The following is an 11,302-nucleotide window of genomic DNA, read 5'->3' as shown; positions in this document are numbered from 1 at the left end:
TTCTCGACGGTGTGGTTCGGTCAGCTCCCGGAATGCGTCGCCGTCCCCGGCCCGCGCCCTGGTGATCAGGTCGGTTACCGCCACTTGTCACCACTTGTCCCTCGCGTCACGTGTGTCTTGTTCTTCTCGTCACCTCAGTATCGACACCGGCCGTGCCGCGAACTGGGCGCAGATTGTGCGCCCACTTTCGCGTCGTCGGCGCCGCTACATCTCCGACAGCTCGAAATTCATCACTTGGGAGGATGTATGACTATGGCAGACAAAACCGTTCTGGTGACTGGGGCCAATCGCGGTATCGGACGTGCGCTGGTCGAGGAAGCCTTGAGCAGAGGCGCGAAGCGGGTATACGCCGGCATGCGCCGGCCCGTGGCCCACCCGGATGGGCGCGTCACGCCCCTGACCGTGGACGTGACCGACTCCGCGCAGATCCAGGAAGCTGTCCACAGAGTCGATCGGTCGACATCCTCATCAATAACGCCGGTTTGGCGCTCGACGACGACTTGAGCGATCCTGGGCCGCTCGAACAGCAACTCGCCGTCAATCTCTTTGGCACATATGGCGTGACCCGGGCTTTTCTGCCGTTGCTGACTCGTGCTCGGGGAGCGATCGTCAACGTGGGGTCGGTGACGGCCTTTGCCTCCTTGCCGGTCATTCCGGCCTACTCGATCTCCAAGGCGGCCGTGTTCTCCCTGTCGCAATCGCTGCGCGCACTTCTGGCGGCACGGGGCGTGACGGTGCATGCGGTCCTGGCCGGCCCGGTGGACACGCAGATGTCCCGAGACCTGGACATACCGAAGGCCTCTCCGGAGTCTGTTGCGCGAGCCATCTTCGACGGAGTGGAAATCGGGGACGAGGACATCTTCCCCGATCCGATGGCGCAGTCCATGGCGGAGAGCTGGCGCAGCGGTGCGGCCAAGGCACTCGAGCGTCAGTTTGCGGCGCTCGTAGACGCGCAGCCCGTCAAGCCGTGACTTCCCGCTCCGCGGAGAACGTTGGCGTAGACACCCCTGCGCCCAGTTCGTGGCTCGGCCGGTGTCAGTACAAGCAGTTGAAATGCGCGAGAGCCGGAAGGCGGAAGCCGCAATGAATACACCCCCGATCGTGTCGGCGCCGGAGTGGGAGGCTGCATGGCAGCAACTGCTGGTGAAGGAGAAGGAGCTGACCCGCGCCCGTGACGCGCTGGCCGCGCAGCGTCGCCGGATGCCATGGCTGGCCGTGGACAGGCACTACGAGTTCGACGGGCCCGACGGCAAGGCGAGTCTGCTTGACCTGTTCCACGGCCGCCGTCAGTTGCTCGTGTACCGCGCCTTCCTCCAGCCCGACGTTCATGGCTGGCCCGAACACGCCTGCGTCGGATGCTCTCTGATGGCCGACCACATTGGCAACCTTGCCCACCTCAACGCCCGCGACACCACGCTCGCGTACGCCTCACCCGCGCCGCAAGCCGACATCGAGCGGGTCAAGGCGCGGTAGGGCTGGCAGCACATCCCGTGGTACACCATCACCGACGACTTCGACGCTGACTTCGGCTGCGACGAGTGGCACGGCACCAACGCGTTCATCCGCGACGGCGACAGGGTGTTCCGCACCTACTTCATCAACAACCGCGGCGACGAGGCATTTGTAAATACCTGGAGCTACCTCGACATGACCGCGCTAGGGCGCCAGGAACAATGGGAGAACTCGCCTGACGGCTACCCGCAGACTCCATCCGCCGAGTGGTGGCGCTGGCATGACGAATACGGCGACGCCAAGCCGTCCGAGGGGTGGATCGAGCAGCTGCAAGGCGGTATTGCTGCGGGCCAAGCGTCGGCGAGGTCGCGACCGCGCAAAGACGGCGACACCCGGTGATCGCTCCCGTTGCCGTCTTCGGGCGGCGGGCGTGTGCGGCGCTCGCGGCGTGTTCGGCTGCGCTGCACGGGATTTCGCTTGGCCATGGCACGAACCTCGCGACCGCGGGGCTGACGGTGGCGATGGCCGCCGGGTGCCTGTACTGTGCACGTGATCTGTGGGTGCGCGGGACGCTGCCGGCCTGGGTCCTGGTTGCATTGATGAATCTCACGATGATCGCCATCCATGCCCCTGCACCGGCGCCGCATCACCACTGCGATGGTGTCACCACCGCTGCGCCGGCACACCATTCGACGGTCATGAACCTGGCCACCGCGCTCGCGGCGGTCGAGGTCGTGGCCGCCGCCGCAGTGCTGTACTCGCGGACCCGCGCATTTCGGCCTACAAGTCGGAGCGTCGATGGCTGACGGCTCAAGAAAGATGTCGAGGCGTGCAATGGTCGGGGTTGACACCTACATGATGAGTGGGGCCGAGACGGTCAGCGAAAGCACTCGGCTGCGAAACATCCAACAGGCCAGTGACTCGTTCACAATCAAGCATCTGGAAGCGACCGGTATCGGCCAGGGGTGGCGCTGCCTGGAGATCGGGGCCGGCGGCGGATCGATCGCGGGATGGCTCGGTGACCGGGTCGGTGCAACGGGATCGGTTGTGGCGACCGATGTCGACCTCCAACGCTTGGGCGACCTAGGTGCACCGGTCGAGGTGCGCCGCCATGACATCGCCCGCGAGGGTCTGGAATCCGCGGCGTATGACCTCGTACACTGCCGCCTCGTCCTGCAGCACCTCACCGAACCCGTTGTGGCGCGGCAGAAGATGGCGACAGCGGTAGCGCCCGGCGGATGGCCTCTCATCGAGGAAGGGGACTTCGGGCTGCTCGAATTTGCCGGCGCGGCAGAGTCGCCGCGGGCGTCGATCGTCTTGCGCGACGTGTTCACCCGCTGGGCAGCCGCGGGCGTCATCGACTCGTATCTGGGCCGTCGACTGCCGGGGCTCGCGGCGCCCTCGATGTCGAGGCGTTCGGCGTCGATGCTTTCACCCAGATCGGCGGACCCGGCGACCCAGCCTACGAAACGTTTCGCCTGGCCTGGCCCGCCACCCGCACCGGAGCCGCGGCGGTCGGCCTCACCGAGGAGTAATCGCCGAAAATCCAACGAAGTTCGCGTAGTTCCTGTCAGGCGCGCTGTGGTGAGGCTAGGCGCCCGATACCGAATCGATGAAAACAATTCACTAGGAGGCACGACATGCTCAGAGCGAAACCGTATGGGCGACTGCAGTATCGGGAGGTCAACGGGAAACGGATGGCCTACGTCGATGAGGGCCAGGGCGACGCTAGCCCACGACGGGTAGTCGCAGGCAATTCCCATCCGATCGGATTGGTCAGCCAGATAGGGATCGTCATGTGCGCGCAGCAGGCCGGGGTTTAATGATGTCCAGCCCGCCGTGCCTTGCGAGGTTGTCCACGGGCAGCGGCGCGTTCGCGGCGACGAGGTGTTGGTCGCGCAGTTCGTGCCAGAAGTCGTCGGGGATCTTGGTGTTCAGCGCCGCGTAGTCTTCTGGGATGCGTTCGGGCTTGCTGGCGCCGGGGATGACTGCGGCAGTGGCGGGGTGGGCAAGCGAGAACTGCAACGCTGCTGCTTTGATGGGGACGTCGTACCGGTGCGCGATGTCGGTGATGCGGGCGACCTTGGCGGTGATCTCTGCTGGAGCATTGTGGTACTCGAAGCGGGTGCCGCCCGCGAGGATGCCGGAGTTGTAGGGGCCACCGATGACGATGTCGACGCCTTGCGCTGTGGCGGTGGGCATCAGACGCTGCAGCGCGCGCTCATGGTCAAGCAGCGTGTAGCGGCCCGCCAGCAGCATGCTGTCCGGTTGTGCGTCGGTCAGGCCCAATGTGAATTCGACTGGCTCGGTCACGTTTACGCCCAGGCCCCAACCCTTGATGACGCCCTCCTCGCGTAGCCGGGCCAGTGCGCGGAATGCGCCGGTCCGAGCGGCTTCCAACTGCGCCAGCCACCCGTCGCCGTGAAAATCTTGTGCGGGGTCGTGCACAAATACGAAATCCAGTCGGTCGACTCCGAGGCGATTGAGGCTGCCCTCGATCGATTTCAGCGCGCCCTTTTCCGTGTAGTCATAGACGACACGGTTGGCCCGCCCGAATTTGAACATCTCGGTATCGCGTTCTTCGGTGTCGACCTCGTCCAACACGAGCCGGCCCACCTTGGTGCTCAACACGTAGTCATCGCGGGCGTGTTGGGCGAGGTACTTGCCTAAGCGGATCTCCGCCAGGCCGGCCCCGTACATCGGTGCCGTGTCGAAAAAGCGGGTGCCATGGTTCCAGGCCGCATCCACCGTCGCTTCGGCCTCATCGTCGGGAATGTCGCGGAACATGTTGCCCAACGGGGCAGTACCGAAACCCAGCGGGCCGTTCACCAATAAGTCTCTGATACTCATCTGAACGCTCCTATGCCGTGTTTTCGACGTGACGGCTGGTGACGGCGTAGGGCGCAGAACCCATAGTGCCCTTCACCGCCTCACCGAACGACAGAGGGTCGAGGATCCACACGTCGGGCGCGTGGTCAACGAGATCGCTGATCCCGGCGCGGATCTGCGCGTACGCCGCACCGTCGGCGTGGCCCTGCAGATCTGCAGGGGTTGCCCACTTTTCCACGACGAAGACGGTCTCACCGTCGGTGTGCAGGGCGAACAGTTCACATCCCGGCTCCTCATAGACGAGCGGCACAATGCCGGCGTATACGTCGACAACCTCCCGTAGGCGACCAGGTTTCGGATATACCCGAGCTACCACAATCTTTGTGCTATCGGCCATGATGTGCCCCTTTCTGAAGGCGACTCTTCTTTCTGGACGTGCCATGGTGTTCGTTGCTTGCTGCTAGCCGGACCGGATGATTCCGCCGGCCGCCTGGTGCCGTATCGACTAGCGCGGACACCTGTGGCGGCGGGGTTTGGGTGATCCGCGCATATAGCGCCCGTTTGACGTCGACGCCCGTGCGGCGCTGAAGAAGGCGATCTGGGCGAACATCAGCGATTGGCTGGCGCTCCGCAGACCTGTGCTCAGGCGAGCGCGTTGCCCGCGGCGGCTGGTGGGAACGCGGGCGGGTCGGTTTGTCATGTGGCCCTCGCGAACTCGACCAGTGCGGCGTTGGTGAGCTGCGCGCGTTCTTGTTGGAGCCAGTGCCCGGCGCCGCGTACCAGCTCGAAGCGACGCAGGTTGGGGATCAGGGCGCGCAGCGAGGCCTCCAGAGTGGAGGTGTCGTGGAAGGAGATCACCGGGTCGCGGTCGCCGGCCAGAAACAGCGCGGGTGGGGTGATCTGGGCGCCGTCAAGGACGGCAAGATCACCTACAGCCGGAACATCTTCGACAGCGGCCCAATCGTCGCCGCCCTTCAGGCCTCCAGTTGAGCGGCACGGCCACCGCCCGCATGTCATTTGCGAAAGGCGAGAGGTGTGATGGTCGAGTTTCACGTTGATCGCACGATCGCCGCATCTCCGGAACGGGTCTTCGACTGGCTAGCTGATCCGGCCAACTTGACCGCCGCTCCGGTGATCCTCAAGGTCCGTTGGGTGAAAGTGGGCGCGCTGCGAGAGGCGATCGGGCTTGGCGGGTGGTTTCGTGAACAGATCACTGCCCACGATCGGCCGCGCGCCTACTCCTACCGCGTCGTGCGCTCATTCCCGCCGTTCGATCACGAGGGCGGCACACTGACGTTCACTCCGTCGGCCGACGGCACGCACGTCGACTGGCAGACCAGCTACACGCACCCGGCTTACGCCGGAGGCAAGCTGATGGAGGCGGTCAGCCGTCGGCTGCTGCGCTGGAGCTTCCTCGCTGTCCTCGCTGGCTGCGCGAAGGCACTGGAAAGCTAGCGCGCGGAATGGGCTCAGTTGGGGCTCGGAAGGCCAGCGGCAGACGCGAAGGCGCGGAGCTCGCGCCCAATATCGGATCCGGCCGGCTGGTACACCAGCTCGGTGACTCCGAGAGCGGCCAGTCCGGCGATCTTCTCCGACACTTGCTGAGCTGTGCCGGTCAACGCCATGGAGGTGGCAAACGGGATGAGGTCAGCGACGTGCGGCTCGTCACGGGGGTTGGCCTTGATCAGATGTCCCGCGTGGATGACGAGATGTCGCTCAGTTTCGGGGTCCACCTCGATCGCCTCACGCCATGCCCGCCCGCCAGGTAGTGCGTCGACGGCGGCCGCGCCGCCGCGCTCATAGCTGGCGTGATACAGCACCACCGCGGCAGGCCCGGCGGCGTCGATGACCCGGGGCGAGGTCAGGTCCTCGCCCTCGTCGAGCACCGTGCCGAAGGACAACAGCGCCCGCCAATCGGTTACGCCGGCCGCATCAGGTTGAGGCAGGGCCGCCGAGAAAACGCCGTCGCCCAGCTCGGCCGCCACTTCCAGCCCCTTCGGGCCATCGGCGCCGATCAGGATCGGCACGTCGATGGGTCGCTTAGCCCCGAAGCCAGGCAGCTGCAGCATGCGGATCTTGGCCCCCCTCCCACTGTGCGGTTTCGCCGGCGCGAAGTGCCTTCAGGCAACGGATGTAGTCGGCGGCCTGCCGCCATGGCATCGGCCGCTTGCCCAGTGCTAGCCGACCCGAAAAGCCGGCGCCGATTGCCACCGCGACCCGGCCCGGTGCTTGACACACAAGCTCGGCGATGGCGGCGGCGTTGACCATGGGATGGCGCAAGCTGGGCACCAGCACACCTGGCCCGAGGCCGATGCGCGAAGTGCGCTCGGCGCACCGGCTAAGCACCATCCACATCGGTCACCAGGGCCGGAGAGTCATAAAGCCACGCTCGCCTGTAGCCCAGCATTTCGGCCAACTCCACATGCACCGGACTATCAGATGACGTTGCGAAGGCGCACGAGATGTCCACATCCCGACCGTACCGATCACGCCGATCGGAGCCCGCGGCGCGCGCTACCAGACCCCACGACCGAGGCTCAGACGATGCAGAGACAAGCCATCGGTCGTCAGCTCAACGGTCTATCGCCACTGACGAGTAGTAGAGCTGACGACTTATTGTAAGAACACCGATACCCACACGTAACGACGTGGCGGGCCAGTACCGGTAAAGCCGCACATTCGATTGCGTTGTATTCGGTCGTGCTGGGCGGGGCACTTCAGGACGCTGCATTTCCTAGGACTGGCCGCATGACGACGCTTCCATTTTTGACGACGCAGTCAAGAATCTGGTAGCGACGCTAACGCAGGCCTGCCAGTGCAGTGGCCGCGTCATAGCCGGTGAAGTCCCCGAGGGTGCCGTCGCGCAGCCGGTTCACCCAGGCCGGGTCGGCCAGCAGCGCCCGCCCGATCGCGATCATGTCGAACTCGCCGTCCTGGAAGTGATTGAGCAGGCGGTCCACCGGTGCCGGCGGAGTCGACCCCGCCGCGCTGTCGGGTTTGAATTCGACTGCGAGGCCGACGGATCCGACCGCGATCACCGGGAGCCCGCTGACCTTTTTGGTCCAGGCGGGCAGGCTGAGTTCGGCGTCGGCGCCGACCCCGCCGGTGAAGGCCGGCAGCCAGTGACGGCGGGTGGAGGGGTGGAACACATCGACGCCGGCGTCCACCAGCGGCGCCAACAGCGCCTCCAGCTCGGCCGGGGTGGACGCGATGCGGGCGTCGTAGTGGTTGGCCTTCCACTGCGAGAACCGGTAGATGATCGGGAAGTCCGCACCGACGGCCGCGCGCACGGCGGCGACCACCTCGGCGGGGAAGCGGGTTCGCGCGCGGATCGAGCCGCCATAGGCGTCGGTGCGCAGATTCGTCTTGTCCCAGAGGAATTCGTCGAGCAGATAGCCGTGGGCGCCGTGCAGCTCGACCGCGTCGAAGCCCGCGGCCTGCGCGTTGCCGGCGGCCAGCGCGTAGGACACTGCCAGCGCGCCGAGCTCGTCGGTGCGCAACGCGCGCCCGACGCGCGCGCCCAACGTGTCGCGGCCCGACGGGCTGACGGGCAGCTGCTCGGGCAAGTCGTCGTCGTGCACCTCGCGCTGGGCGCCTTGATGCCACAGCTGCGCGGCGATGCAGGCGCCCTGGGCGTGCACGCCTGCGGTGACGGCTCGCCAGCCGCGCAGCACGTCCTCGCCGTCCAGCGCGGGGACGCTGGCCGGCCAGCCCGCCGCGGCGTGCGGAATGCGCACGCCTTCGGTGATGATCAGCCCGACCCCGCCGGCCGCGCGGCGGGCGTAGTACGCGGCAACATCGTCGCCGGGGACGCCGCCCGGTGAGGCGCGCCGTGTCATCGGCGCCATCGCGAATCTGTTGCGGACGGTGAGCGACTTCACGCTCAACGGCGTGAACAGGTCTTGGATCCGTTCGTCATGGGCCACGTCGCCGTCCAACACTCGTCGGCCCGATTCGATTCCTCCCCGCACGCCACTTCGGTTCTTGTCAGTCATGGTATTTCCCTCTGGGACAGGATGAGGTGATTTGTCCGTCACGACAGCAGCGCTACCGCGCCGGACCAGACTGGCCCCACGTTCAGCCGTGGGTAGAGGCCGATCGTCTGGTCGAAATAGGCACGCGGACTGGGTTTGTCGGCAAGCAGCCGCCGCGCATCCAATAGATAGGCGGGTGTCTCGTCGAGGATCACTGGGTCGTCGGCCAGGTCTTTGTTCTTGTGCCCCGGCCACTACCGTGCGGGGCTGCAGCGCCGCTGCCGTGTCAATCGCCGTGAGCCACGCCTCGATTCCACCCCCGGCGCTTTCCAGCAGGTACTGATGCACGCCGTTGTAGGCTACGTCGCCAGCCACCACCAGGCCGATGGACGGCACATGCAGAACCGTGGTGTCGTCGGTGTCGGTGTGGCCGACCTCGACCGCCAGCAGGCGCTGGCCCTCGAGCTGGAACCCGTCGACGGGAATGGGTTGGTAGACCACCGGGCTGGGGGAATGAGGCCGGGAAAGTCGATGTCCCACAACTCGGCGCGGCCCGCGGTGGCTTGCTGGTGCATTATCGCGATGGTGCCCTCGGTGGCATACGCGATAGCGCCGCGAATGCGCTGCGCGAGCAGGTCGGTGCCGAACCAGTGATCCCCGTGGCCGTGGGTGGCGTAGATGAAGGCCAGCGTCCTGCTGGACCGCTCGATCCAGTCGCCCACCCGCGCCACCTGCTCACGGGTGAACGGTGGGTCGACCAGCACGGCGTCGTGGTCGCCGTAGATCAGTGTGGAGGCAACCGGTGAGGACACGATCGGGCTACCGTCAGGCAGCCGCTGGGCGCGCTGGCGCCGCACTCCGTCGTTTACCAGCACCTCGTAGCGCAGCTCATTCATGACGTATGCCTTCAACAACAGTGGTTTCGGATTAGGCGAGGTGCTCGCTGAACCAGCCGCACGCGGCGCTGCTGGCCTCGGCGAAGCGGTCCAGGTATGCATCGAAGTGACCGCCGGCGATGGTGACTAGTTTTTTCGGCTGCAGCGCTCGTTCATAGGCTGCCAACGACAGGTCGGCAACCGTGATCGCGTCGTGAAGGCCCACGATCATCAGCAGCGGCGTGGGAGATACCCGCGAAATCCACGTTCCCGGCTCGTACATCCGCGCGGCGCGAGTGGAGCGCAGAGTGACGATGTTGTCCCAGACGCCCTCGGGCACAGGCTGGTTGTAAAACGCGACGGCGTCTTTGGAGCGGTAGGCGGCGGGCACCGTGGGATCGGAGCTGACCACGGCCTGGCTGGCCGGCGGCTCGCCGCGGAACTGGCGCCGCTCGTCGTCGATGAAATTCGCCTCCAGGGCAGCCACCTGATCGGGCGGGACGCGGCGCAGACTCTGCTGATAGCCGCTGACGGTGGGCACCTGGGCGACCACCGCGCGCAGCCGGCGGTCGGTAGCGCCGAGCACGATCGCATGCCCGCCGGCATAGCTGGTGCCCCACAGGCCAATCCGATCCGGATCGACCGCCGGGTGGTTCTCCAGAAAGGAGATCGCCCGGCGCCAATCGGCGATCTGGACCCACGGGTCGATGTCAAACCGCGGCGAACCGCCGCTGGCTCCAAAGCCGCGATGGTCATGCACCAGCACCACGAATCCCGCATCGGCGAACATGTGGGCGAATCGTTCCAGCCCGTGCTCCTTCACCCCGGCGAAGCCGTGCGCCATCGTGATGCCCGGGTGCCGTCCCTCGCCGTCGGGCACAAACAACCAGGCGCGGAGGATCACATCGCCCTCAACCGCGAACTCGACATCCTGCCGCCCCACCATCACCGCACCCTTTCGGGCGCGGTACGCCACCCTGGGAACAGGCCTGCCCTTGACTGGCGTTTGCGCAATAAGCTGTTCGCCGGCGGGTCTGCGTTTCTCACCTTGTCTACCGCCACGATGAGCCCACGGCGGATGAGCCGGGGAGGCCCGCCACCGCCGCGCGGCTGATCGGCCAAAGTGACTGCGGTCGCCCTCTGCACCCGAACCCATCGAGCCAACTCCGACACGTCGTTCTCTTCGTCCATAACCACTCCCGAAGCTTCGCAGCGCCAACGCTTCTGCGGCGGTGGCGTCGTCACCGGATTGCTCGCAACGTCGCATAGTTCGCTTGCTCTTTGAGGAAGGCGGCTAGGCGTTCGATTGCGGCCGCCGACTTCGGTAGGCCCGCCGCAACGTACACAGGCCACACGTGGAACCCGTACTTCCACGACTCGAAGGTCACCTCGACACCCGCGGTGCCGGCCCCGTCTCGGATGCGCGTCGCGTCGTCGTAGACGATTTCAAGCGCGATTGGGTGTGGCCACCAACATCTTGGCCGTCCGGCTCGACAAGCTGGTCGCGGCCGGCGTTCTCGAAAAGCACGAATATAGAGACCCTGGTGACCGCGCCAGACCCGAATATCGGCTTACGGCGGCGGGGTTCGATTTATGCGTGGTGCTAGGCGCGTTTCAGCAGTGGGGTGACACCTACCTGCCGCTGCCCGGCGGACCAGTCACGGCGCGCTGCGAGCGCGACACCGGCAAACCCGTCAGCGTGTCATTCATCGACGGCTCCGGTTCACCAATCGATCCCCATCACGTCAGGCTCGACGGGCCAGGCTCCCAGAAACACCGCAAGCGCTGACCGCGGTCCCATCAGGGTTCGCAACTTCGCTACGACGCGGGGACTGGGAAAACCACTAGGTGATTGCCGCGGGCGGAAGTCAGCGATGAACAGGTGACCACCCGGCCGTAGGACGCGAAACATCTCCTGCGTGACGGCGGCCCGCGGCCGCGGGCGACGGCGCAGTTCGTCAGCTCAGGGTGTAGTTGCCGGCGAACTCGATACCGACCAGGACCGTGTCGGGGTCGGGTCGATTGTCGCTGCCGCGGGGCAGCACTTTGCGGTGGGTGGGGAACATGATCCCATCGAATTCGTCGTAACCGCTGAGGTAATGGGCGGCTGGGGGGCCGCCGAGGATCTCAGGGGCGTAGTCGTGGCGCGCGATTAGTCCGTCGTGATCGATG

13 protein-coding genes and 4 pseudogenes are annotated in these 11,302 nt (G+C 66.0%); 7 read left to right on the top strand and 10 right to left on the bottom strand.

Annotated features, from left to right (window positions below; translation table 11 throughout):
* Nucleotides 1–246 precede the first annotated feature (246 nt).
* The 5 genes and pseudogenes from JWP83_RS20000 (at nt 247) to JWP83_RS19985 (ending at nt 3,275) form a co-directional block, all read left to right on the top strand.
* Nucleotides 247–971 (top strand): annotated as a pseudogene (locus JWP83_RS20000) (SDR family NAD(P)-dependent oxidoreductase).
* A 112-nt stretch (nt 972–1,083) separates the two neighbouring features.
* A pseudogene (locus JWP83_RS19995) lies at nt 1,084–1,851 on the top strand (DUF899 domain-containing protein).
* Nucleotides 1,848–2,258 (top strand): hypothetical protein, encoded by a 411-nt coding sequence (locus tag JWP83_RS19990; protein ID WP_297733563.1) that lies wholly within the window; start codon nt 1,848–1,850, stop codon nt 2,256–2,258. The pseudogene JWP83_RS19995 and the gene JWP83_RS19990 overlap by 4 nt, the downstream one beginning before the upstream one ends.
* Nucleotides 2,251–2,697 (top strand): annotated as a pseudogene (locus JWP83_RS31315) (class I SAM-dependent methyltransferase); the annotation flags it as partial. The gene JWP83_RS19990 and the pseudogene JWP83_RS31315, both read left to right, overlap by 8 nt.
* Before the next feature lie 395 nt (nt 2,698–3,092).
* The gene (locus JWP83_RS19985) at nt 3,093–3,275 is read left to right on the top strand and encodes a hypothetical protein (protein WP_297733566.1); all 183 of its coding nucleotides are present in this window, start codon (nt 3,093–3,095) and stop codon (nt 3,273–3,275) included.
* Here the strand turns inward: JWP83_RS19985 and JWP83_RS19980 are convergent.
* The 3 genes from JWP83_RS19980 to JWP83_RS19970 form a co-directional block, all read right to left on the bottom strand.
* On the bottom strand, nt 3,247–4,302 hold the full coding sequence (locus JWP83_RS19980) for an aldo/keto reductase (RefSeq protein ID WP_297733560.1): 1,056 nt from the start codon (nt 4,300–4,302) through the stop codon (nt 3,247–3,249). The genes JWP83_RS19985 and JWP83_RS19980 overlap by 29 nt on opposite strands.
* Before the next feature lie 10 nt (nt 4,303–4,312).
* Entirely contained in the window at nt 4,313–4,678 is a 366-nt protein-coding gene (locus JWP83_RS19975) for an antibiotic biosynthesis monooxygenase (protein WP_297733557.1), read from the bottom strand.
* A 299-nt stretch (nt 4,679–4,977) separates the two neighbouring features.
* Nucleotides 4,978–5,298, bottom strand: coding sequence for an alpha/beta hydrolase (locus tag JWP83_RS19970; protein WP_297733554.1), 321 nt, complete (start codon nt 5,296–5,298; stop codon nt 4,978–4,980).
* Nucleotides 5,299–5,319: 21 nt separating this feature from the next.
* Here JWP83_RS19970 and JWP83_RS19965 point away from each other — a divergent pair, with 21 nt between their 5' ends.
* Nucleotides 5,320–5,736, top strand: coding sequence for an SRPBCC family protein (locus tag JWP83_RS19965; protein WP_297733551.1), 417 nt, complete (start codon nt 5,320–5,322; stop codon nt 5,734–5,736).
* Nucleotides 5,737–5,750: 14 nt separating this feature from the next.
* Here the strand turns inward: JWP83_RS19965 and JWP83_RS19960 are convergent, their stop codons facing one another.
* From JWP83_RS19960 to JWP83_RS19935, 6 genes are all read right to left on the bottom strand, one after another.
* Complete coding sequence (locus JWP83_RS19960) at nt 5,751–6,350, bottom strand: LLM class flavin-dependent oxidoreductase (protein ID WP_297733548.1); 600 nt, start codon at nt 6,348–6,350, stop codon at nt 5,751–5,753.
* Complete coding sequence (locus JWP83_RS19955) at nt 6,322–6,630, bottom strand: LLM class flavin-dependent oxidoreductase (RefSeq protein WP_297733546.1); 309 nt, start codon at nt 6,628–6,630, stop codon at nt 6,322–6,324. The genes JWP83_RS19960 and JWP83_RS19955 overlap by 29 nt, the downstream gene beginning before the upstream one ends.
* Nucleotides 6,631–7,079: 449 nt before the next feature.
* On the bottom strand, nt 7,080–8,276 hold the full coding sequence (locus JWP83_RS19950) for a 12-oxophytodienoate reductase (protein WP_297733543.1): 1,197 nt from the start codon (nt 8,274–8,276) through the stop codon (nt 7,080–7,082).
* 38 nt (nt 8,277–8,314) lie between these two features.
* Nucleotides 8,315–8,470, bottom strand: a complete 156-nt coding sequence (locus tag JWP83_RS19945) for a hypothetical protein (protein WP_297733539.1) — start codon at nt 8,468–8,470, stop codon at nt 8,315–8,317.
* A gap of 144 nt (nt 8,471–8,614) precedes the next feature.
* Nucleotides 8,615–9,151, bottom strand: coding sequence for an MBL fold metallo-hydrolase (locus JWP83_RS19940; protein WP_297733536.1), 537 nt, complete (start codon nt 9,149–9,151; stop codon nt 8,615–8,617).
* A gap of 31 nt (nt 9,152–9,182) precedes the next feature.
* Entirely contained in the window at nt 9,183–10,076 is an 894-nt protein-coding gene (locus tag JWP83_RS19935) for an alpha/beta fold hydrolase (protein WP_297733533.1), read from the bottom strand.
* Between the two features lie 360 nt (nt 10,077–10,436).
* Here JWP83_RS19935 and JWP83_RS19930 point away from each other — a divergent pair, with 360 nt between their 5' ends.
* Nucleotides 10,437–10,919: a helix-turn-helix domain-containing protein gene (locus tag JWP83_RS19930; protein ID WP_297733531.1), complete on the top strand. Its 483-nt coding sequence runs from the start codon at nt 10,437–10,439 to the stop codon at nt 10,917–10,919.
* Nucleotides 10,920–11,088: 169 nt separating this feature from the next.
* Here JWP83_RS19930 and JWP83_RS19925 read toward each other — a convergent pair.
* A pseudogene (locus tag JWP83_RS19925) lies at nt 11,089–11,302 on the bottom strand (hypothetical protein); the annotation flags it as partial.

This window comes from Mycobacterium sp. (assembly GCF_025965855.1).
In the GTDB taxonomy this organism is placed as follows: domain Bacteria; phylum Actinomycetota; class Actinomycetes; order Mycobacteriales; family Mycobacteriaceae; genus Mycobacterium.
Note: the sequence above shows the minus strand (reverse complement) of the source record. Positions and strands in the feature narration are given on the sequence as shown.

Bases quoted from the DNA above. Each gene is read 5' to 3' on its own strand.
- JWP83_RS19950 (WP_297733543.1), bottom strand. From the start codon at position 8,276: ATGACTGACAAGAACCGAAGTGGCGTGCGGGGAGGAATCGAATCGGGC.
- JWP83_RS19965 (WP_297733551.1), top strand. From the start codon at position 5,320: ATGGTCGAGTTTCACGTTGATCGCACGATCGCCGCATCTCCGGAACGG.
- JWP83_RS19955 (WP_297733546.1), bottom strand. From the start codon at position 6,630: ATGGTGCTTAGCCGGTGCGCCGAGCGCACTTCGCGCATCGGCCTCGGG.
- JWP83_RS19980 (WP_297733560.1), bottom strand. From the start codon at position 4,302: ATGAGTATCAGAGACTTATTGGTGAACGGCCCGCTGGGTTTCGGTACT.
- JWP83_RS19985 (WP_297733566.1), top strand. From the start codon at position 3,093: ATGCTCAGAGCGAAACCGTATGGGCGACTGCAGTATCGGGAGGTCAAC.
- JWP83_RS19975 (WP_297733557.1), bottom strand. From the start codon at position 4,678: ATGGCCGATAGCACAAAGATTGTGGTAGCTCGGGTATATCCGAAACCT.
- JWP83_RS19935 (WP_297733533.1), bottom strand. From the start codon at position 10,076: ATGGTGGGGCGGCAGGATGTCGAGTTCGCGGTTGAGGGCGATGTGATC.
- JWP83_RS19960 (WP_297733548.1), bottom strand. From the start codon at position 6,350: ATGCTGCAGCTGCCTGGCTTCGGGGCTAAGCGACCCATCGACGTGCCG.
- JWP83_RS19940 (WP_297733536.1), bottom strand. From the start codon at position 9,151: ATGAATGAGCTGCGCTACGAGGTGCTGGTAAACGACGGAGTGCGGCGC.
- JWP83_RS19970 (WP_297733554.1), bottom strand. From the start codon at position 5,298: ATGACATGCGGGCGGTGGCCGTGCCGCTCAACTGGAGGCCTGAAGGGC.